The sequence below is a fragment of the Mesorhizobium comanense genome, from assembly GCF_005503535.1.
Lineage (GTDB): Bacteria > Pseudomonadota > Alphaproteobacteria > Rhizobiales > Rhizobiaceae > Mesorhizobium > Mesorhizobium comanense.
Genome location: NZ_SCNN01000001.1, coordinates 497,308 through 516,998, shown reverse-complemented (window position 1 = coordinate 516,998; position 19,691 = coordinate 497,308). Strand labels below are relative to the sequence as shown.

Sequence of the window (19,691 nt, the reverse complement as noted above, 5' to 3'; positions counted from 1 at the left end):
TGGAATGGGTGGATTAGCCCTGGGCATGATTTCGAGGTGGTTCCCCCAATCCGTCACTGCTTCGCAGCGCCACCTTTCCCCCCTCCGGAGGGAAAGGAAAGGAGCCTCGTTCGGTGAGCCTTGCCGCCAAGACGTTCGCGCCCTTCCTCTCCCCCGTCGATCGGGGGAGAGGTGGCTCGGCGAAGCCGAGACGGAGTGGGGGTCGACCGGCGCGGCGCAAGACAATGCTTCGAGGGTTCCCGCATGATCGCGGGCAAGCATGCGCTGGTCACCGGCGGCGGCTCAGGCGTTGGCCGGGCCATTGGGTTGGCGCTGGCCGAGGCCGGCGTCGAAGTGACTATCTGTGGCCGCCGTGAGGCGGAGCTTGCCAAAGTAACCGGCGAAAGTGATCGCATCTTCGCCATGGTCGCCGATGTCACCGACGAGGCGGCGATGACCGGCCTTTACGAGACCGCGCAGGCCGCGCGCGGGCCTTTCGATATCGTCGTCGCGAATGCCGGCATGGCGGGCAGCACGCCGGCGCACAAGACCTCGCTGGCCGACTGGCAGCGGACGCTCGACGTCAACCTGACCGGTGCGTTCCTGACGGTGAAGCCGGCGCTGGCCGGCATGGCCGCGCGCAAGGCGGGCCGCATCGTGTTCATCGCTTCCACGGCGGGATTGAAGGGCTATGCCTATGTCGCGCCTTATGTCGCCGCCAAGCATGGCGTCGTCGGGCTGATGCGGGCGCTTGCGGCCGAGACGGCGAAGTCAGGCGTCACCGTCAATGCGGTGTGCCCTGGGTTCGTGGAAACGGAAATGCTGGAGGAATCCATTCAGCGCATCGTCGAAAAGACAGGCCGCTCTTCCGGCGAGGCACGGGCAAGCCTGGCCTCCACCAATCCGCAAGGCCGCTTCATCCAGCCGGTGGAAGTAGCCGCCGCCGTGCTGTGGCTTTGCGGCGACACCGCTTCATCGATCACCGGACAGGCAATTTCGATCTCGGGAGGCGAGACATGGTAGCCGGCCCCCTGCCCGCCCCTTCAGGACCCGGCAAGGACCGGCTGCGTCTGTGGATCAGGCTGCTGCGCGCCTCGCGCACGATCGAGGCCGAACTGCGCGAGCGCCTGAAGAAGGAATTCGACACGACGCTGCCGCGCTTCGACGTGATGGCCGCGCTCTACCGCGCGCCCGAAGGCATGCTGATGAGCGACCTTTCCCGCTTCCTGCTTGTGTCCAACGGCAACGTCACCGGGATCGTCGACCGGCTGGTTTCGGAAGGGCTGGTAACGCGCGCCCGGCGCAATGGCGACCGCCGCACCTCGATGGTGCGGCTGACCGAGGAAGGCTCCCAGTCCTTTGCCACGATCGCCGCCGCGCATGAGGGCTGGATCGGTGAATTGCTGGGCAAGGTCAGCGAGGAGGACGCCCGCCGGCTGACCGGCATGCTGACCTCGTTCCGCAGCAACTGGGAGGGACGCGAATGACAAAAATGGCCGGCCTCAAGCCGAAGCATTTTCTCTGGGAAGTTGAAGGCAGGATCGCCAAGGTCCGGCTCGACCGGCCGGAGCGCAAGAATCCGCTGACCTTCGACAGCTATGCGGAGTTGCGCGACACGTTTCGCGACCTGGTCTACGCCGACGATATCGACGCCGTGGTGTTCCTGTCCAATGGCGGCAATTTCTGCTCCGGCGGCGATGTCCACGATATCATCGGGCCACTGGTCAGGATGGACATGAAGGAACTGCTCGCCTTCACCCGCATGACCGGCGACTTCGTCAAGGCAATGCTGAATTGTGGCAAGCCGATCATCGCGGCGGTCGACGGCGTGGCGGTGGGCGCCGGTGCCATCATCGCCATGAGCGCCGACATCCGCATCGCGACGCCGGAGGCCAAGACGGCGTTCCTGTTCACACGCGTCGGCCTTGCCGGATGCGACATGGGCGCCTGCGCGATCCTGCCGCGCATCATCGGCCAGGGTCGCGCCGCGGAACTGCTCTACACCGGCCGCACCATGACGGCCGCCGAAGGCGAGCGCTGGGGTTTTTATAACAGGCTGGTCGATGCGGCGGCCCTCGAGGCCGACGCGCTCGACATGGCGGCGCGCATCGTTTCGGGGCCGACCTTCGCGCATGGCATCACCAAGACCCAGCTCAACCAGGAATGGTCGATGGGGCTGGACCAGGCAATCGAGGCAGAAGCGCAGGCGCAGGCGATCTGCATGCAGACGCGCGATTTCGAGCGCGCCTACAAGGCGTTCGTGGCCAAGGAGAAGCCGGTGTTCGAGGGGAATTGAGGATGGTTGGTTTTTGCTCGCACCAGCATGCGGGAGGTTGCCTCCATGCCTGACCGTTCCTTCCTCAACTGGCCCTTCTTCGAGAACCGCCACCGCGAACTCGCCGACCAGCTCGAAACCTGGTGCGCCCAAAACCTCCCCGTCGATCACCACGACGTCGATGCTGCCTGCCGCGAGTTGGTGCAGAAACTCGGCCGCGACGGCTGGCTGAAACCGACCGCCGTTGACGCCGACAATCCCGGCCCCCTCGACGTGCGCGCTTTGTGCATCACGCGCGAAACGCTGGCGCGCCATGACGGGCTCGCCGACTTCGCCTTTGCCATGCAGGGGCTGGGTACCGGCGCGCTCAGCCTGTTCGGCACGCCGGCGCAGCAGCAATGGCTGGCAAGGACGCGGGCCGGCAAGGCGATCTCGGCCTTTGCGCTCTCGGAGCCGCGCTCGGGGTCCGACGTCGCCAATATGGAAATGGCGGCCATGCGCGACGGCGACGACTACGTTCTGACGGGCGAGAAGACCTGGATTTCCAATGGCGGCATCGCCGATCTCTATATCGTTTTCGCCCGCACCGGCGAGGCGCCGGGCGCCAAGGGGCTTTCCGCCTTCATCGTGCCCGGGGACGCTACGGGACTTGGCATTGCCGAACGCCTTGAAGTGATCGCGCCGCATCCGCTGGCGCGGCTTTCCTTCGACAAGGTGCGCCTGCCGGCCTCTGCGCTGATCGGCAAGCCCGGCGACGGTTTTCGCATCGCCATGTCGGTGCTCGACGTGTTCCGCTCGACGGTCGGTGCCGCCGCCCTCGGCTTTGCCCGGCGCGCGCTCGATGAAAGCATCAAGAGGGTTGCCGAGCGCAGGCTGTTCGGGGCGCCGATGAGCGAATTGCAAATGGTGCAAGGCCATGTCGCCGATATGGCGCTGGATGTCGATGCCGCGGCCTTGCTGGTCTACCGCGCCGCCTGGACCAAGGACATGGGCGCCGCGCGGGTGACGCGCGAGGCGGCGATGGCCAAGCTGTTCGCCACCGACAAGGCGCAGGAGGTCATCGACAAGGCCGTCCAGCTGCATGGCGGCGACGGCGTCCGCAAGGGGCACATCGTCGAGAGCCTGTATCGCGAGATCCGCGCGCTGCGCATCTATGAGGGCGCATCGGACGTGCAGAAGGTCGTAATCGCACGGCAGGTGATGGGCGCGGCCTGATCGGCCACTTGAAGGTTGAACTGTTTCGAACGCGGATATTGCGGACCGATATTGGAGAGTGACATGCACGAGATCCTGCAGCCGGAAGGCTGGGCAAAACCGGTCGGCTACGCCAACGGCGTCGCGGCGCATGGCAGGCTGGTGTTCGTCGGCGGCCAGGTCGGCTGGAACGGGCAATGCAAGTTCGAGACCGATGATTTCGTCGGCCAGGTACGGCAGACGCTTCAGAACGTCGTGGCGATCCTTGCCGAAGCGGGCGCCAAGCCCCAGCACATCACATCGATGACCTGGTACTTCACCGACAAGGCCGAATATCTCGGTAACCTCAAGGGTATAGGCGAAGCCTATCGCGAGGTGATCGGCCGGCACTTTCCGGCCATGGCCGCCTTGCAGGTGGTGGCGTTGGTGGAGGATCGCGCCAAGATCGAGATCCAGGCCACCGCGGTTATACCGGAATAGGCGGCCCGCTACCTCGAAGCCCCGCCTGCCTGAGCAGCGGCAGCACATGATCGCAGAAATAGGGCAGCTCCTGCGTGTAGTTGACGAAGGACAGCGCGATGCCCTGATAGCCATGCCCTGATATGGCGGCCATGTCGGCGGCGATCGTCTCCGGGGTTCCGATCAGCGGATAGGTGCCGGCGCCACCGGCGAAACGTTGTCGATAGCGATCATAGGCATGCGCGTCATGCGACTGCGAAAATTCCTTCTTGCCGGCCATGTGGGCATCGACCGCCTCGTGATCGGCCAGATCGACGGCATAGCGTTTGTAGTAAGTCTGCGCCTCTTCCATGGTCGGGCGGCAAACGACATGTGCCACGGTGTAGACACCGACCTTGCGACCAGCCTTGTCGGCGCGCTCGCCGATATCGGCGACGTGCTTGCCGGCATCGCCCATCTCGGAAAAAGTCGTGAACAGGTAGTCGCAATGGGCAGCGGCGAAATCGCGGCCCGGGCCGCCGAAGGCGGCGTTCATCGTCACCGGACGCGGGACCTGCAGGCTGGCCGGCCGGCTGACCGCTTCCTTCAGGCGATAATAGATGCCCTCGTAGTCGAGGGGTTCGCTCGACGCGTAAAGCCGTTCGAGGATTTCGATCCATTCGGCCGCCTGCTCGTAGCCCTTTTCGACCAGCGGCGTGCCGAACATGCCGAATTCCTTCGGGTTCCAGCCGCAGACGATGTTGAGGCCGGCGCGCCCCTGGCTTATGTGATCCACCGTGGCCAGCGCCTTGGCGGCGTAGAGCGGATGCACGAGTGGCACATGCACGGTCATGAACAGGCCGATCCGCTGCGTCGCCACGCTGAGCGCCGCCGCCCAGGTGAAGGTCTCGAACGACCATTCGCGCACCTTGTTGCGGCCGCCAAAGCCGCGCCAGCGGGCGATCGGCAACATGAACTCCAGCCCGGCGCGATCGGCGATCTGGGCGGCTGTCAGATTATCCTGCCAACCTGCCGTCCAGCGCTCCGGCACATCCGTTATGGCAAGGCCGCCATCGGCGTTGGTGGAAAAGACGCCGAGCTTCAGTTTGTTGGGGCCGTGCAGGGGGTGGGCTTTGATCATTTGGGAACTCGCGGCGGGATACTCGCACGCTAGGCTCGCCCAAAAATATTTCAAGCCTGAAATAGCTTCGCCCCGTCGCCGATTGCGGATATGAATTGCGACCAGACGCAAAGAGGACCGGCATGAGCGAATTCCGTCAGAAATGCATCGGCAAGACCAGCCTCGTCGGCTCCTTCGCAGCCATTCCTCACCCGGTCGCGGTCGAGGTGATGGCGCTCGCCGGCCTCGACTTCCTCTGCATCGACTGGGAACACGCCCAGATTTCGCGCGACACGATCGAGGCCATGGTGCGGGCGGCCGACGTCCATCGCGTTCCGGCGATGGTGCGCGTTCCCGGCCACGCGCCCGAAGCCATCCAGGCGGCGCTCGACAGCGGCGCGCAAGGGGTGCTCGTGCCGCGCGTCTCGACCGCCGCCCAGGCGGCCATGGCCGTCAAGGCATCACGCTATCCGCCGCTGGGCGAGCGCGGCGTCGGACCGGGCCGGGCGGCGGGCTATGGCTATCGCATTCCCGAATATCTTGCCGGCGCCAATGACAGGGTCGTCGTGGCGGTCCAGGTCGAGACCGCGGAGGGCCTGGCCAATATCGAGGCAATCGCCGCAGTCCAAGGCATCGACGTGATCTTCGTCGGCCCCGGCGACCTTTCCGTATCCATCGGTGCAGTGGGACCCCAAGGCGCCGTCAGGCTCAACGAGGCAATCCAGACGATCATCGGCGCAACGATCGCGCACGGGAGGGCCGCTGGCATATTCTGCGCCAGCCCACAGGCCGTCAGCCGATGGGCGGCGCTTGGCGCGAGTTTCTTCGTGCTGGCCAGCGACACGATGTTTCTCGGGGCCGGCGCCGCAGCAAACTGTACCGCCGCGCGCGACGAGCTGGCTCAAGGCGGCCGCGGCTAGGAGAAGACGTATCGGCGCGGCGACAGGCCGGCGCATTTTTTAAGCTTAAAACTTTCGCCTTGAAAAGCGCCGCACTTTGGATAAGCATTCAAAGTCGAGGGCGACTGCGGAGGCGGAGGGGTTTGCCGGCCAGTCGGTCTTGGTGCTCCGGGTGGGAGGGGTTTCAGTCCTTGTCGTTCATACTGCCCCAGTCATCGTCCAGCGCGCGCTATGCCTTCGATGGCGTGCGCGCACAGATCCGTGACCTTCACACCGAAAACATCGCCAACCTCGCTGTGCGCGCACGGGAGCTCGGCGACGTGATCGCGCTCTGGTACGGCGAAGGCGACATGGTGACGCCGGCCTTCATCCGCGACGCCGCCAAGGCCGCCTTCGACGACGGCCAGACTTTCTATGTCCCCAACATGCGGGGCCTCGGCCCATTGAATGAAGCGCTGTCGGAGTATCAGACGCGCATCCATGGCCGCCAGATCCCGATCACCCGGACCACCGTGACGCCGGGTGGCATGCAGGCGCTGTACCTTGCCTTGGAACTGCTGGTCGATACCGGCAGCAATGTCGTCTATGTCGCGCCGCAATGGCCCAACATCCACAACGCAATCCATCTGATCGGCGGCGAGCCGCGTCCGTTGCCGCTCGACTTCAAGGGCGACTGGCATCTGGACCTCGACCGGCTGTTCGCGACCTGCGACGCGCGCACCCGCGCCATCTTCCTGTCGACGCCGTCCAACCCAACCGGCTGGACGGCTTCGCGCGAGGAGATGCAGGCGCTGCTCGACTTCAGCCGGCGCACCGGCATCTGGATCATTTCCGACGAAGTCTATGGCCGGCTCTATTTCGATGGCGAGGTCGCGCCCTCGATCCTGCAGATCGCCGAGGACGGCGACCGGGTGCTGTCGGTCAACAGCTTCTCGAAGGCCTGGGCGATGACGGGCTGGCGTATCGGCTGGCTGACGCATCCGTCGGGCATTGCCGACCAGCTTGGCGCCATGACGCAATACATAAACAGCGGCACCGCCGCAGCGATCCAGGCCGGTGCTGTTGCCGCTGTCCGCCAGGGCGAGCCGCTGGTCGAGGAGATCAGGCAGCGGATCCGGACCGGCCTCGATCTGGCCTATGACCGGCTGTCGAGGATCGCGGGCGTCATCCTGCCGACGAAACCGCGCGGCGGCATGTATGCCTTCTTTGCCCTGGAGGGCGAAAGCGACGCCCGGCAGGCCTGCGCCAGGATCCTGGAGACGGCGCGCGTCGGATTGGCCCCTGGCCATCTTTTCGGAAACTCTTCCTCGGCGTTCATGCGCATGTGCGTATGCCGCGACCGCGACCAGATAGCGACTGCGCTCGACCGCATGGTCGCCGCCATGAATTGACGCCCCGCTGGGAGGCGGGACGGCAAGAAACCGTGCGGGGTCCGCCCCGCCCGATCAACAACCAGAGGGAACACCCCAGAGGGACCATTAGAGATGATCAACCGTCGTAATCTCATCCTGCTTGCCACTGCCATCGGCATCGCCGCCGGCCCGGCCACGGCCTATGCCGCAGACGTGCTCAATGTCGGCGCCTATCCGACCAATCCGCCGTTCGAATACAAGAACGAGAGCGGCACTTTCGAGGGCTTTGAAGTCGACATCGTCAATGAGGCGGCCAAGCGCATCGGCATGACCACCGATATCGCCGATCTGGGCTTCCAGGCGCTGTTTGCCGCCACCACATCGAAGCGCATCGACGTCGCCATTTCGTCGATCACCATCACGCCGGAGCGTCTGAAGTCACAGTCCTTCACCCAGCCCTATTATGATTCCGACATGGGCATCGCCACCAAGGTCGACAGTCCGATCAACGCGGAAGCCGATCTCAAGGGCAAGGTGGTCGGCGTGCTCTCCGGCTCGACGGGCGAGACCTGGGTCAAGGCTCATCAGGAGGCCGACGGCTTCAGCGACGTCAAGGGCTACGACACCCAGCAGAACCTGCTGCTCGACCTCAGCGCCGGCCGGGTCGACGCCGCCGTCAGCGACATTCCGGGCATGGAATACTCCTTCACCAAGATGAAGGATCTGAAGGTCAAGCAGCGCATCAAGACCGGCGAACAGTACGGGCTGATGATGACCAAGGACCACCCGCTGCTCGGCAAGCTGAACGACGCGCTGACGGCGATGAAGAAGGACGGCACGCTGGCGGCGATCCACAAGAAGTGGTTCGGCAGCGACGCGCCGGCTGATTCCTCGACCATGAAGGAAATGCCGCTGCCCAAGGCCTGAGCGGCCGCCAGCACAACGGACGTGCCGGCTGACAGGGTCGGCACGTGCCGTTTCAAGCATGACCTTCCCGGAACCGCCATGCGCGCGGCCAAGTCGACCTCAGTGTTCCGGGTCTCGTTCCGGCGTCGCAAGACGCGCCACGGCTGAGGAATGCCCTGATGTCGCTGATCGACACTTTCTTCAATCCGGACGTCATCGCATCCAGCCTGCCGGCGCTGCTGCGCGGCTTCCTCAACACGCTGCTGCTCGGACTGTTCAGCATCATAATCGGCATCGCCGCGGGGCTGGCGATCAGCCTCGTGCGGCTCTATGCGCCAAAGCCGCTGCGCTGGCTCGCTGTCGGCTACATCGACATCTTCCGCGCCCTGCCGGTGCTGGTGGTGCTGATCCTGATCTACTACGCGCTGCCTTTCCTGGGCATCCGCCTGTCATCCTGGGCGTCGGCCGTAACGGCCTTCGCAATCATCATGTCGGCCTATTCGGCCGAGGTGTTCCGCTCCGGCATCGAAAGCATTCCACGTGGCCAATTCGAGGCGGCGCACGCCCTGGGCCTGCCCTTCCTGCTCACCTTGCGCAAGGTGGTCCTACCGCAGGCGATCCGTGTCGTCATCCCGCCGATGACCAGCAATTGCGTCTCGATGTTCAAGGACACTTCGCTCGCCTCCACCGTGGCGCTGCCGGAACTCCTCAAGGAAGCGACCAACGCGCAGTCGCTCTACGCCAATCCCTCGCCGCTGATCGGCGCGGCGCTGGTCTATCTCATCTTCCTCTGGCCGATGGTGCGGCTGGTCAGCCTGCTCGAGCGCCGCTTCCAGACCGAGAAGACGCGCTGAGTTCAACCCATCCCCACGTTCCCGCAGGAGCATCCCCGTGAACAAGCATCAGACCGACAATGCGAACGCCGCCGCGTTCCCCGTGGAGAAAATCCGGGCGATGTTTCCGGCGCTGCAGCGCGCCGGAGATTTCATTTTCATGGACAACGCCGCCGGCGCCCAGATTCCGCAGAGCGTGCTCGACGCGGTGACCAACCATCTGGTTTCGCACAATGTGCAGCGCGGCGGCCGCTATGGCCGCAGCGTCACCGTCGACCAGTCCGTGGCTGACGCGCGGACAAGCGTGGCGCTGCTGATCAACGCCTACAGTCCCGCGGAAATCTGCTTCGGCATGAACGCCACCTCGTTCATCCGCCTCGTCAGCCTCGGCATCGGCCAGATGCTGCAAGACAGGGACGAGATCATCATCACCGACATGGACCACGACGCCAACATCGCCACCTGGCTGGCACTGGAATCCGCCGGCGCCAAATTTCAGTGGTGGCGCATGCGCGAGGACGGCAACCTGCATGTCGACGACCTCAAGCCGCTGGTTTCGGACCGTACGCGCCTGGTCGCCTGCACGGTGACGGCGCATTCGATCGGCTCGATCGTCGATGTCGCCGCGGTGGCCGGGATCGCGCACGCGGCCGGCGCCGAAGTGTTCCTTGACTGCGTGCATTACGGGCCGCACGGGCTGATCGACGTGCAGGCCTGGGACTGCGACTACCTCGTCTGTTCCGGCTATAAGAATTTCTCGCCGCATATGGGCTTCCTCTGGGGCCGCTTCGAAACCCTCAAGCGGCTGCCGACATTCCGCGAAGACTTCATTCCAGACGAGCCGCCCTACAAGGTCGAGGCGGGGACCTTCATCTACGAAAACGTCTCGGGCATGGACGCCGCAGTCCAGTATCTGGAGCTGATCGGCCGCAACCTCACGCCTTCCAACAACCGCTCGCGACGCGAGAACATCGTTGCCGGCATGGGCGCCATCCGCGACTACGAACTCCTGCTGGCGCGCGAGATGATGGCCGTGCTCAAGAGTTGCGACGCGACCATCTATGGCGTCGCGGACGAAGCGCGCATCGACGAGCGCGTGCCGACCTTCTGCTTCAACATCGGAAAATTGTCGCCGCAGCGAATCGTCGAGGAAATGGCCGAGATGCAGATCGGCATCCGCGACGGCCACATGTATGCGCCGCGCCTCATGAAGCGCCTGGACCTGTCGATGGACAGCGGCGCCATCCGCGCCTCTCTGGTTCATTACAACACGGTCGACGAGATCAGGCGTTTCGGGGAAGCGCTGCGCGCCGTCATCGCAAAGCTGTCGTAGATTTACGGCTTCACGAGGCCCGGACGGTAAGCAACGAGAGGCTAGGCCGCGGGCATGGCCAGCCGCTTTCCGTCGCCATCCGTGATTTGAGCACAGGCTATCGCCAGCCGTTCTTTCAGGTACTTCAGGCTGCGGCGGGCAACGTCATGCGGATCGATGCCGCGCGCGCCGAAGCCGGTCTCAACCGTGAAGTAGCCACCATAATCGGATGCGAGAAGGGAACGAAGCAGATCGTCCCAATCCATGTTTCCGTCACCAATCGCCCTGCGGCCGGTGTCCGCGGCATGGAGATGGACGAGGTCGAGCCCCATATCGCCGACATAACTCGACGCCGACCTGCCCTCATGGGCAACGTGGCAGGTGTCGAACATCAGCCTCACATTATCGCCTTCGCTTTCCGCCATCATGCGCCGCGCGTCCGCGGCGGTGTCGATCAGGTTCGTGTCGGCCGTGGTCGGTTCGATGACGACGGTGATATCTCGATCGGCGGCGTGTGCGGCGACCGCGCGCAGGCAGTCGAGGCTATGAGCCCAACCGTCTTGACGGGACATGCCCTCCGCCCGCCAACCACCGATATAAAGCACCATGCCGGCACCGAGATCCGACGCAAGTTCGACGATTCCCTTATAGTGTTCGACTGTTGCCTGGCGTTCGACGCGCAGGATCGAGCAGGGATTGCACCCAAACCCGCCGCCGATGGCCGGCAGCAGGCTGGATATGGCAATTCCCTCGCCTGCGGCGATCGCCTTGATGTCGTTTCGGCGCGAGCGGGACAGATGCTGCGGCCAGGCATGCGGTGCACAACAGCCGATTTCCAGCGCGTCATAGCCTATGGCCGCCAGCGACCGGATGGCATCCTCGAGCGGATAGGTTGGGAGAAGTGTGGGGAAGCTGCTGAACGGGAATGTATTGAAGGCAAACTTCATGGCATCCGGCTCCATCATGCGCGCGGCTGGTTGAAGACATGAGAGACGATGTCAGGCGGTCATGGGTGCCAGGGCGCCGGTCATGATCGCGACGGCATCGGCCATCGAGACATCCCTGGGCTTGATGACCGTAGCCCGTTTGCCGAGGCGATGGATATGGATGCGGTCGGCCACCTCGAAGACATGCGGCATGTTGTGGCTGATCAGCACGATAGGGACACCCCGTGCCCGCACCTTCAGGACAAGATCCAGAACCTTGCGCGATTCCTTCACGCCAAGCGCCGCGGTCGGCTCGTCCAAGATGATCACCTTGCTGCCGAAAGCAGCGGCGCGGGCAACGGCAACACCCTGGCGCTGGCCGCCCGACAGCGTTTCCACGGGTTGCTGGATGTTCTGGATGGTAAGCAGGCCCAGTTCGGACAGCTTCTTGCGAGCGATGTCGGCCATGGCCTTTCGATCGAGCTGATGAAACAGCTTTCCGAGAAGGCCGGAGCTGCGGATCTCCCTGCCGAGAAACATATTGTCGCTGATCGACAATGCCGGCGACAGCGCGAGCGTCTGGTAGACCGTCTCGATGCCGGCCTGCCGGGCCTCGATCGGCGAAGCGAAGGACACCAGCTCCCCGTCCAGGCGGATTTCACCCGCATCCGGGCGAAGCGCACCCGAAAGTGCTCTGATGAGGCTGGACTTTCCGGCGCCGTTGTCACCGATCACGCCAAGAATCTCGCCCGGCATCAGATCGAAGTCCGCGCTGTCGATGGCAACCACGCGGCCATAGCGTTTCACAAGGCCCCGGGCCATGAGGGTGGGGATGGCTGCACTGGTCACGCCGATATTCTCCTGATCCACTGGTCGACCGAAACGGCGATGATGATCAGCCAGCCAATCGCAAAAAGTTGCCAGAGGACATCGACGCCGGCGATGCGCAGCCCCGACTGAAAGACACCGACGATCAGTGCGCCGATGAGAGGACCCAGAATGGAGCCCCGGCCGCCAAACAGCGATATGCCCCCGATCACGACAGCGGTGATCGATTGAAGGTTTCCTTCGAAGAAGCTCGTGGGCGACACGGCGCCGACACGGCCGATAGCCGACCAGCCGGCAATGGCGCAGATCAAGCCCGCGACGGCATAGACGGAAATCAGGACACGATCGGTCCGGATGCCGGCGAGTTCCGCAGCCTCCCTGTCGTCACCAACCGCATAGACATGTCGGCCCCATGCGGTCTTGGTCAGCGCGTACCAGAGAATGCCGAAAACCAGGACGAGCAACAGCGAACCGTAGCTGATCTGAGTGCCGAAGAGCGAAAAATTCTCGCCGAAGAATTTCAGCATCGGCGCCGCCGCGTCGATCTCGGCGCCGCGGATCGATTGTGCGCCCGAGACGTAGAGATTGAGTGCGTAGAACACGTTCCATGTGCCGAGCGTTGCTATGAACGGCGGCAATCGGATCCGCGTCACCAGAAATCCGTTGAGGAAGCCGATGGCAGTGCCGCAGGCGAAAGAGATCAACAGGGATACCGGGGCGTTGATGCCGAGCCGCACGGCGAGATGTCCGGCTATCACCGAACTCAGGACCATGGTGGCGGCGACGGAGAGATCTATCCCCGCGGTCAAAATGATCAGGCTCTGGGCCACCGCAAGCACCCCGATGATCGAGACCTGCTGGACGATCAGGGACATGTTGTAGGGTGAGAAGAACTTGCTTCCCGCAAAGAGGCCGAACCCGACAACGGACAGGGCCAGAACGATGAGCGGGACCATCGTCGGAAAGGCATGGAGAAACCGCTGCACACGGCCGAGCGGGCCAACGTTGTCGATATCGAAACGGGCATGCGGTGCATCCGTGTCGCTCAACGCCGCCTCGCCTGAATAGCCGGGCAGGCCATCGAATTTGTCGGCCATGGAGAGAACGCTCCTCATCATCTTCGATGCGCCTCCGGCAGGGCGAGGGGGCGGGCTCGAAGCCCGCCCCAGGGCGCGCCGCTGGGAGTTACGCGCCCGAACAGCGGTAACGATTGTCGCAGGACAACGTGTCTTGCCGCGCTAGAGCATGATGCCGAAAAGTGTGAAGCGGTTTTCGCGGACAAACGTTTCCGTTTGTCCAGGCATCATGCTCTATCTCTTTGATTTAGAGGCGGATTCAGATTTCAGGTCGATACGACCTGAAATCATCCGGCTCTAGGCGATCAACCCCAGCACTTCTTGAGGCCTTCCTCGGACGTGATGGACGGCAGACCATCGACGGGCTGATCGGTGATGAGTTCAACACCTGTGTTGAAGAAATCGAGACCCGGCGTCACCTCCGGCTTCTTGCCGGTTTCGGCGAAAGTCTTGATGGCCTCGACGCCCATGGACGCCATCAGCAGGGGAAACTGCATCGAGGTGGCCCCGATGACACCTTCCTTGATATTCGCGACACCGGGACAACCGCCGTCGACCGAAACCACAGTGACCTTGCCCTGGCGGCCCGCGGCTTTGATCGCCTCATAGGCGCCAGCCGCCGTCGGCTCGTTGATGGTGTAGACGAGGTTGATGTCCGGGTCGATCTGAAGAAGGCTCTCCATGCCCGATCGGCCGCCCTCCTCATTGGCGTTGGTAACGGCGTTGCCGACGATGCGCGGATCATCCTCGTCGCCGATGCGTGTCGGGTTCTTGATGTCGATGCCAAAGCCCTTCAGGAAACCCTGGTTGCGCATGTAATCGACGGTAATCTGCTGCGGATTGAGGTTCAGCAGCGCGATCCTGGCGTTCTTGGCTTCCGGCCCGAGCTTGCCGGCTGCCCATTTGCCGATCAGTTCACCTGCCTTGAAGTTATCCGTCGCGAAAGTCGCGTCCGCCGCATTGGCCGGATCAAGCGGCGTGTCGAGCATGATCGTCAGGAGCCCGGCCTCGCGCGCCTTCGTGATGACCGGTACGAGGGCGCTGGAATCGTTCGGCGTCAACAGGATGCCTTTCGCACCGCTGCCTATGCAGGATTCGATGGCGGCGATCTGGGTGTCCGCATCACCGTCCTGTTTGCCGGCAAAGGTCATCAGTCTGATTCCCAATTCCTTGGCCTTGGCCGTGGCACCTTCCTTCATCTTGACGAAGAACGGATTGACGTCGGTCTTGGTTACCAGGCACGCCGTGATGGCGTCAGTGGCATAAGCGGGAACGGTCAGGGCGACCGTGGAAAGCAGGGCGCAGGAAATCGCGCCTACGAAAGCTGTCTTCATCTTCTCCTCCCAGGCCAGGCCGAAGCTGGCAGCGTTGACCGGAACCCCTCCCTGGTGTTCCTCGGCTTTGCCATCAGCCCCTCGGCTCGATGGCAACGCGCAAAGGCAAACACCAAACAATCTCGCTGTCAATAGATAATGCGGTATGATTTATTTATTGCGTCAGTGACCCACTCTACATGCCTGGCTACCGCGCTCACGGCAGGGCCAGGAATCAGTTAAACAACGAGAAAGGGGCGGCATGGAGGAAACAAAAACCTGAGTTTCCGGACCACTATGGATGACATTCTTTTTTGGGAGCTGACCTATTTATAACTCGATATGATTTATTTGTTGACCTGCAACCCCACCTCGCCATAGCTTGCGGAAAACACGAGGCGCACCCGCCGATGATTTGGAGCTTCCCATGTCAACAGGTACTATGGAGCCGCGGAACGACGGCAGCCGGGGTGCCGTTCGTCGAGGAGGCCAGTCTTGTTGAACAGTGAAAGAACCGGTCGGGATTCCCACCAGTCGTCAGGCACCAGCCGCGGCACCAACCAGACAGGCGTAAAGCTCTACAACGAACGGCTGGTGCTATCGCTCATCCGCGCCCACGGTGCGCTCTCCAAGGGTGAGATCGCGCGCATGACCGGCCTGTCCGCCCAGGCGAGTTCGGTTATCATGAAGCAGTTGGAAAGCGATGGCCTGCTCATCAAGGGCGAGCCCCAGCGCGGCAAGGTCGGCCAGCCGTCCGTCCCGATGTCCCTCAACCCGGAAGGCGCCTTCTCGATCGGCTTCAAAGTGGGTCGCCGATCAGCCGACGTCGTCTTGATGGACATGGTCGGCAACGCCCGTCAGCTGATACGCACCTCCTTTGCCTATCCCACGCCCGGACTGCTCAAGTCCTTCCTGGAGAGCGGGGTCAACCAGATCATCGACAACATGACCCGGCTGCAATACGGCCGCATCCGCGGCATTGGCATCGCCGCGCCGTCGCAAATGTGGAGCTGGGAAGAGGAAGTCGGAGCGCCGCATGATGTGGTCGAGGCCTGGCGCCTGTTCGATTTCAAGGCTGAGGTCGAGCAGATGTTCTCCTGGCCGGTGCACTTCTACAATGACGCCACAGCCGCCTGCGCGGCGGAACTGGCTTTCGGCGAGGGCCGCAACTACCAGGATTTTCTCTATGTCTTCTTCGCGACGCTGATCGGTGGCGGCGTGGTTCTGGACGGCAGCCTCTATCCTGGCCGCCGCGGCTATGCCGGCTCCATCGGTTCAGCGCCGGTACCCTCGCCGGTGCCGGGCCAGCCGCCGAAGCGCCTGATCCAGTGCGCATCGATTTTCCTGCTCGAACGCATGATCCGCGATAGCGGCGGCGACCCGAGTGCGATCTGGCACAACAATACCGATTGGTCCAACCTCGGCCCGGTCCTCGACCGCTGGATCGAACAGGCCACCGACAGCCTGGCGCTCGCCATCGGCTCCGCGATCGCCATCATCGACTTCCACAATGTCGTTATCGACGGCGGATTTCCGGCCGACGTCCGATCAAAAATAGTGCGGCGGACGCGCGAGAAGGTCGCCCTGATGGACATGCAAGGCCTGGCGCCGGTCGAGATCGTCGAAGGCAGGATCGGCAGCGACGCGCGTGTTCTCGGCGCGGCGAGCCTTCCCCTTCTCGCCGACTATGCGCGCGACCGCGATATTCTCTTCAGCTGAAACCGGCGAGCAGCGACTGTTTCATAGTAACCGACCGTGCACCGGCGGACCGGCGGAAGGAAAGACCGACATGCTGATTGGAATTGACTGGGGCGGCACCAAGATCGAAGGCGTCGCCATGGAGCACGATGGCCGCGAGCTCCTTCGCCTGCGGGAGGCGACGCCACGCCATGACTATTTCGGCTGCATCCACCTCATCAAGACCATGATCGATGCCCTGGAAAGCCAGACTGGCAGGACCGGCTCGATCGGCATCGGCATCCCTGGTTCCCTCGAGCCGGCCAGCCGTCTCGGCAAGGGCGCAAGTTCGACCTGGCTTCTCGGGCGTCCGGTGGAAAAGGACCTGTACGAGGCGATCAAACGCGAGATGCGTGTCGAAAACGATGCCGATTGCTTCGCCGCCTCCGAGGCACTGGACGGCGCCGGCGCCGGTCACAACGTGGTTTTCGCCGTCATCCTGGGATCGGGCGCCGGCGCCGGGATCGCCGTTGGTGGCAAGGCACACCATGGACCCAACAACAGTGGCGGCGAATGGGGCCACAACCCCCTGCCCTTTCCAAATGTGACGGAAATCTCGGGCAAGCCCTGTTACTGCGGACGTCATGGCTGCATGGAGACCTGGGTGTCGGGCCGTGCCTTCGAGGCCGAATATGCCAGCCACACGAACGAGCAGCTGAAGGCCAGCGAGATCATCGAGAAGAAGCGCATGGGCGACCGCCTGGCGGGCCTGCTGTGGGATCGCTATGTCGACCGCGTGGCGCGGGGCCTTGCGACGGTGGTCAACACGCTCGACCCCGACATTCTCGTCATGGGTGGCGGCATGTCGAACGTCGAGGAGCTCTACCGGGACCTGCCACGCGAACTGGCGAAACGCACCTTCTCGACAGTTTTCAACACGCCGATACGCAAAGCGGTGCACGGAGATTCCAGCGGCGTCCGAGGCGCTGCCTGGCTTTGGAAATCATAACACCGCACGGCCCGCGCTCCAGTAAGGAAAACACATCATGATCGATACGCAATCGTTGAAGGACCGCTATGACTTTGCGCTCGCGCTCATCCGCGAGGCTGGCGATCTGGCGCATGGCTATTTCAGGGATCGCGATGCCTTGACCATCAAAAGCAAGGGTCTCCAGGACATGGCAAGCGAAGCCGACCTGAACACCGAACTCCTGATCAAGGAGCGATTGAACACCAGCTTTCCTCAGGACGCATTCCTGGGAGAAGAAACAGGCATATCCGCGTTTGCCGCCGATCAGGGGATCTGGGTCGTCGATCCAATCGACGGAACGCAGCCTTTCATCTCGGGTATGTCCAGCTGGTGCGTCTCGATCGCCTTTGTCAGAGGCGGTGAGCTGCAGTTCGGCATGGTCTATGCGCCGGCAAGGGACGAACTCTTCAGCGGTGGCGTCGAGTTTCCGGCGACATTGAATGGCGTGGGGGTCCAGCGCCACCCGGGCAGGACGATCAAGGATGGCATTGTCGGCGTCGGCTACTCACCACGCGTCACGCCCGGTGAATTTCTACCCATATTCGAGCGGTTCCTGAACAATGGCGGCATGTTCTATCGCGACGGCTCGGGAGCCCTGACCCTCTGCTACGTCGCCTGCGGCCGGTTGCTGGGCTATATCGAGCCCCACATCAACTCATGGGACTGCCTCGGCGCCATCGCCGTCATCCGGGCAGCCGGCCTGCAAACCAACGACTTCCTTGCAAACGACGGCTTGAACAAAGGCAACCGCGTGCTCGCCGGCAACGAGACGATCTATGCGGAGCTTGAAAGGATCTATGACAACTGATCGGGCAGGCTGCTCCCGCGCCCGCGGTCAGGCAGCCTTCTTGGCCAGCCTTGCCTTGATCGAGGCCACGTCGGCGCGCGGTGTGGCGGCGAACAGCGTCTTGGTGTAGCTGTGCTTGGGGTCCGAGAAGACCTCGTCGCGCGAGCCGTATTCGACCGCCTCACCGAAATACATCACCATCACGTCGTCGGCGATGTAGCGCACCACGGACAGGTCGTGGCTGATGAAGACGTAGGTCAGCTGGAATTCGTCCTGCAGGTCGGCGAGCAGGTTGAGCACCTGCGCCTGGACCGAAAGATCGAGCGCCGAGACAGGTTCGTCCAGCACAAGCAGGCTGGGGTTCAGCATGAGCGCGCGGGCGATGGCGATGCGCTGGCGCTGGCCGCCGGAGAACATGTGCGGATAGCGATTGTAGTGTTCGTGACCGAGGCCGACCTTCTTCAGCATCTTCATGGCGAGGTCGCGCCGCTCGGCGGCCGATTTGTCGGTGTTGATCAGCAGCGGCTCACCCAGCACGTCGCCGATCTTCTGGCGTGGGTTGAGCGAGCCATACGGATTCTGGAACACGATCTGCACCTTGCGGCGCATCTCCCTGGTCAAGCCGCCCCTGGCGATGTCGACCTTGTTGCCGTCGATGAACAGTTCGCCCGCCGTCGCCGGATCGATCAAGGTGATGATGCGGGCAAGCGTGGACTTGCCGCAACCCGATTCGCCGACGATCGCCAGCGTCTTGCCCTTGTCCACGGTGAACGAGACGCCCTTGACCGCGTGCACGGTGCGCGGGCCGGAGAAGAGGCCACCACCGATATGGTAGTCGCGCACGATGTTCTTGCCTTCGAGGACTGTAGTGCTCATGAGGCGGCTCCCGCGGCGGCATTGTTTCCAGCAGGAGGCGCCGGCTCGAACAGCATGTCCGAGACGGTCGGCAAGCGGTCGCCGACGGCGTTCTCCGGCAGCGCCGACAGCAGGGCCCGCGTATAGTTGCTCTTGGGCGATTCAAACAGCGACAGCACGTCGGCCTCTTCCATCTTGCGGCCCTTGTACTGGACGATGACGCGATCCGCGGTCTCGGCGACCACGCCCATATTGTGGGTGATCATGATCAGCCCCATGCCGTATTTGGCCTGCAGCGACACCAGGAGGTCGAGGATCTGCTTCTGGATGGTGACGTCGAGGGCCGTCGTCGGCTCGTCGGCGATCAGCAGCTTCGGATTGCAGGCAATGGCGATGGCGATCATGACGCGCTGGCACTGGCCGCCCGACATCTGGTGCGGAAAGGAGCTCAGCCGGTCTTCCGGCTCGGGAATGCCGACGAGCTTCAGGAGTTCGATGGCCCGCGCCCGCCGCTGCGCACGGTCCATGCCCATGTGGAAGCGCAGCACTTCCTCGATCTGGAAGCCGACCGTGAAGCACGGATTGAGGCTGGCGATCGGCTCCTGGAAGATCATCGAGATGTCCTTGCCGACGATCTTGCGCCGTTCGGACGGGCTGAGCTTCAGGAGATCGACACCGTCGAAGGCCATGCGGTCGGCCTTGACCGTCGCCGTGTTGGGCAGCAGGCCCATCACCGCCAGCATCGACACAGACTTGCCCGAACCGGATTCGCCGACGATCGCCAGCACCTCGCGCGGCTCGATCGAAAGGTCGATGCCTTGCACCGCCATGAAGGGCCCGGCGGCGGTGTCGAAGGAAACGGTGAGGTTCTTGATCTCGAGCAGGGACATG

20 protein-coding genes are annotated in these 19,691 nt (G+C 63.3%); 13 read left to right on the top strand and 7 right to left on the bottom strand.

The annotated features are described in order from the left end of the window. The first annotated feature begins 243 nt into the window (after nt 1–243). The 5 genes from FFS37_RS02440 (at nt 244) to FFS37_RS02420 (ending at nt 3,928) form a co-directional block, all read left to right on the top strand. Nucleotides 244–1,002, top strand: a complete 759-nt coding sequence (locus FFS37_RS02440; RefSeq protein ID WP_137929331.1) for an SDR family NAD(P)-dependent oxidoreductase — start codon at nt 244–246, stop codon at nt 1,000–1,002. Further along, nucleotides 996–1,466, top strand: a complete 471-nt coding sequence (locus FFS37_RS02435) for a MarR family winged helix-turn-helix transcriptional regulator (protein ID WP_137929330.1) — start codon at nt 996–998, stop codon at nt 1,464–1,466. The genes FFS37_RS02440 and FFS37_RS02435 overlap by 7 nt, the downstream gene beginning before the upstream one ends. Continuing rightward, entirely contained in the window at nt 1,463–2,275 is an 813-nt protein-coding gene (locus FFS37_RS02430; protein WP_137929329.1) for an enoyl-CoA hydratase family protein, read from the top strand. Before FFS37_RS02435 ends, FFS37_RS02430 begins: the two co-directional genes overlap by 4 nt. Before the next feature lie 45 nt (nt 2,276–2,320). Then, nucleotides 2,321–3,469, top strand: coding sequence for an acyl-CoA dehydrogenase family protein (locus FFS37_RS02425; RefSeq protein ID WP_137929328.1), 1,149 nt, complete (start codon nt 2,321–2,323; stop codon nt 3,467–3,469). 63 nt (nt 3,470–3,532) lie between these two features. Continuing rightward, nucleotides 3,533–3,928 (top strand): RidA family protein, encoded by a 396-nt coding sequence (locus tag FFS37_RS02420; protein ID WP_137929327.1) that lies wholly within the window; start codon nt 3,533–3,535, stop codon nt 3,926–3,928. On the opposite strand, the gene FFS37_RS02415 is transcribed toward FFS37_RS02420, so the two are convergent. Beyond that, entirely contained in the window at nt 3,915–5,027 is a 1,113-nt protein-coding gene (locus tag FFS37_RS02415) for an LLM class flavin-dependent oxidoreductase (RefSeq protein ID WP_137929326.1), read from the bottom strand. The genes FFS37_RS02420 and FFS37_RS02415 overlap by 14 nt on opposite strands. A 122-nt stretch (nt 5,028–5,149) precedes the next feature. On the opposite strand from FFS37_RS02415, the gene FFS37_RS02410 reads away from it, so the two are divergent. The 5 genes from FFS37_RS02410 (at nt 5,150) to FFS37_RS02390 (ending at nt 10,329) form a co-directional block, all read left to right on the top strand. Next, nucleotides 5,150–5,926, top strand: a complete 777-nt coding sequence (locus FFS37_RS02410; protein WP_137929325.1) for an HpcH/HpaI aldolase family protein — start codon at nt 5,150–5,152, stop codon at nt 5,924–5,926. 170 nt (nt 5,927–6,096) lie between these two features. Continuing rightward, nucleotides 6,097–7,296: a pyridoxal phosphate-dependent aminotransferase gene (locus tag FFS37_RS02405; protein ID WP_137929324.1), complete on the top strand. Its 1,200-nt coding sequence runs from the start codon at nt 6,097–6,099 to the stop codon at nt 7,294–7,296. Between the two features lie 93 nt (nt 7,297–7,389). After that, nucleotides 7,390–8,184 (top strand): ABC transporter substrate-binding protein, encoded by a 795-nt coding sequence (locus FFS37_RS02400; RefSeq protein WP_137929323.1) that lies wholly within the window; start codon nt 7,390–7,392, stop codon nt 8,182–8,184. 158 nt (nt 8,185–8,342) lie between these two features. Next, nucleotides 8,343–9,017 carry an amino acid ABC transporter permease gene (locus FFS37_RS02395; protein ID WP_137929322.1) on the top strand — a complete coding sequence of 225 codons (675 nt, stop codon included), beginning with the start codon at nt 8,343–8,345 and terminating at the stop codon, nt 9,015–9,017. 37 nt (nt 9,018–9,054) lie between these two features. Beyond that, entirely contained in the window at nt 9,055–10,329 is a 1,275-nt protein-coding gene (locus FFS37_RS02390; RefSeq protein WP_137929321.1) for a cysteine desulfurase-like protein, read from the top strand. Between the two features lie 41 nt (nt 10,330–10,370). Here the strand turns inward: FFS37_RS02390 and FFS37_RS02385 are convergent, their stop codons facing one another. The 4 genes from FFS37_RS02385 to FFS37_RS02370 all read right to left on the bottom strand — a co-directional run bounded on the left by FFS37_RS02385 (nt 10,371) and on the right by FFS37_RS02370 (nt 14,472). After that, nucleotides 10,371–11,255, bottom strand: coding sequence for a sugar phosphate isomerase/epimerase family protein (locus FFS37_RS02385; RefSeq protein WP_171026142.1), 885 nt, complete (start codon nt 11,253–11,255; stop codon nt 10,371–10,373). 51 nt (nt 11,256–11,306) lie between these two features. After that, entirely contained in the window at nt 11,307–12,056 is a 750-nt protein-coding gene (locus tag FFS37_RS02380; RefSeq protein ID WP_137929711.1) for an ATP-binding cassette domain-containing protein, read from the bottom strand. Nucleotides 12,057–12,079: 23 nt separating this feature from the next. After that, nucleotides 12,080–13,159 carry an ABC transporter permease gene (locus tag FFS37_RS02375; RefSeq protein WP_137929319.1) on the bottom strand — a complete coding sequence of 360 codons (1,080 nt, stop codon included), beginning with the start codon at nt 13,157–13,159 and terminating at the stop codon, nt 12,080–12,082. A 284-nt stretch (nt 13,160–13,443) separates the two neighbouring features. Continuing rightward, nucleotides 13,444–14,472, bottom strand: coding sequence for a sugar ABC transporter substrate-binding protein (locus tag FFS37_RS02370; protein ID WP_137929318.1), 1,029 nt, complete (start codon nt 14,470–14,472; stop codon nt 13,444–13,446). Nucleotides 14,473–14,949: 477 nt separating this feature from the next. On the opposite strand from FFS37_RS02370, the gene FFS37_RS02365 reads away from it, so the two are divergent. The 3 genes from FFS37_RS02365 to FFS37_RS02355 all read left to right on the top strand — a co-directional run bounded on the left by FFS37_RS02365 (nt 14,950) and on the right by FFS37_RS02355 (nt 17,966). Beyond that, entirely contained in the window at nt 14,950–16,170 is a 1,221-nt protein-coding gene (locus FFS37_RS02365) for an ROK family transcriptional regulator (protein WP_232375552.1), read from the top strand. A gap of 70 nt (nt 16,171–16,240) precedes the next feature. Then, nucleotides 16,241–17,137, top strand: a complete 897-nt coding sequence (locus tag FFS37_RS02360; protein ID WP_137929316.1) for an ROK family protein — start codon at nt 16,241–16,243, stop codon at nt 17,135–17,137. A gap of 37 nt (nt 17,138–17,174) precedes the next feature. Next, complete coding sequence (locus tag FFS37_RS02355; RefSeq protein WP_137929315.1) at nt 17,175–17,966, top strand: inositol monophosphatase family protein; 792 nt, start codon at nt 17,175–17,177, stop codon at nt 17,964–17,966. 27 nt (nt 17,967–17,993) lie between these two features. On the opposite strand, the gene FFS37_RS02350 is transcribed toward FFS37_RS02355, so the two are convergent. Together FFS37_RS02350 and FFS37_RS02345 are read right to left on the bottom strand one after the other, a co-directional pair. Then, nucleotides 17,994–18,821: a dipeptide ABC transporter ATP-binding protein gene (locus FFS37_RS02350; protein ID WP_137929314.1), complete on the bottom strand. Its 828-nt coding sequence runs from the start codon at nt 18,819–18,821 to the stop codon at nt 17,994–17,996. Beyond that, nucleotides 18,818–19,690, bottom strand: coding sequence for an ABC transporter ATP-binding protein (locus FFS37_RS02345; RefSeq protein ID WP_137929313.1), 873 nt, complete (start codon nt 19,688–19,690; stop codon nt 18,818–18,820). Before FFS37_RS02345 ends, FFS37_RS02350 begins: the two co-directional genes overlap by 4 nt. Between the last annotated feature and the right edge of the window lies 1 nt (nt 19,691).

What these genes read in the sequence shown, in the direction of transcription:
- FFS37_RS02440 (WP_137929331.1), top strand. Translation starts at nt 244, where the DNA reads ATGATCGCGGGCAAGCATGCGCTGGTCACCGGCGGCGGCTCAGGCGTT.
- FFS37_RS02435 (WP_137929330.1), top strand. Translation starts at nt 996, where the DNA reads ATGGTAGCCGGCCCCCTGCCCGCCCCTTCAGGACCCGGCAAGGACCGG.
- FFS37_RS02430 (WP_137929329.1), top strand. Translation starts at nt 1,463, where the DNA reads ATGACAAAAATGGCCGGCCTCAAGCCGAAGCATTTTCTCTGGGAAGTT.
- FFS37_RS02425 (WP_137929328.1), top strand. Translation starts at nt 2,321, where the DNA reads ATGCCTGACCGTTCCTTCCTCAACTGGCCCTTCTTCGAGAACCGCCAC.
- FFS37_RS02420 (WP_137929327.1), top strand. Translation starts at nt 3,533, where the DNA reads ATGCACGAGATCCTGCAGCCGGAAGGCTGGGCAAAACCGGTCGGCTAC.
- FFS37_RS02415 (WP_137929326.1), bottom strand. Translation starts at nt 5,027, where the DNA reads ATGATCAAAGCCCACCCCCTGCACGGCCCCAACAAACTGAAGCTCGGC.
- FFS37_RS02410 (WP_137929325.1), top strand. Translation starts at nt 5,150, where the DNA reads ATGAGCGAATTCCGTCAGAAATGCATCGGCAAGACCAGCCTCGTCGGC.
- FFS37_RS02400 (WP_137929323.1), top strand. Translation starts at nt 7,390, where the DNA reads ATGATCAACCGTCGTAATCTCATCCTGCTTGCCACTGCCATCGGCATC.
- FFS37_RS02395 (WP_137929322.1), top strand. Translation starts at nt 8,343, where the DNA reads ATGTCGCTGATCGACACTTTCTTCAATCCGGACGTCATCGCATCCAGC.
- FFS37_RS02385 (WP_171026142.1), bottom strand. Translation starts at nt 11,255, where the DNA reads ATGAAGTTTGCCTTCAATACATTCCCGTTCAGCAGCTTCCCCACACTT.
- FFS37_RS02380 (WP_137929711.1), bottom strand. Translation starts at nt 12,056, where the DNA reads ATGGCCCGGGGCCTTGTGAAACGCTATGGCCGCGTGGTTGCCATCGAC.
- FFS37_RS02375 (WP_137929319.1), bottom strand. Translation starts at nt 13,159, where the DNA reads ATGGCCGACAAATTCGATGGCCTGCCCGGCTATTCAGGCGAGGCGGCG.
- FFS37_RS02370 (WP_137929318.1), bottom strand. Translation starts at nt 14,472, where the DNA reads ATGAAGACAGCTTTCGTAGGCGCGATTTCCTGCGCCCTGCTTTCCACG.
- FFS37_RS02360 (WP_137929316.1), top strand. Translation starts at nt 16,241, where the DNA reads ATGCTGATTGGAATTGACTGGGGCGGCACCAAGATCGAAGGCGTCGCC.
- FFS37_RS02355 (WP_137929315.1), top strand. Translation starts at nt 17,175, where the DNA reads ATGATCGATACGCAATCGTTGAAGGACCGCTATGACTTTGCGCTCGCG.
- FFS37_RS02350 (WP_137929314.1), bottom strand. Translation starts at nt 18,821, where the DNA reads ATGAGCACTACAGTCCTCGAAGGCAAGAACATCGTGCGCGACTACCAT.
- FFS37_RS02345 (WP_137929313.1), bottom strand. Translation starts at nt 19,690, where the DNA reads ATGTCCCTGCTCGAGATCAAGAACCTCACCGTTTCCTTCGACACCGCC.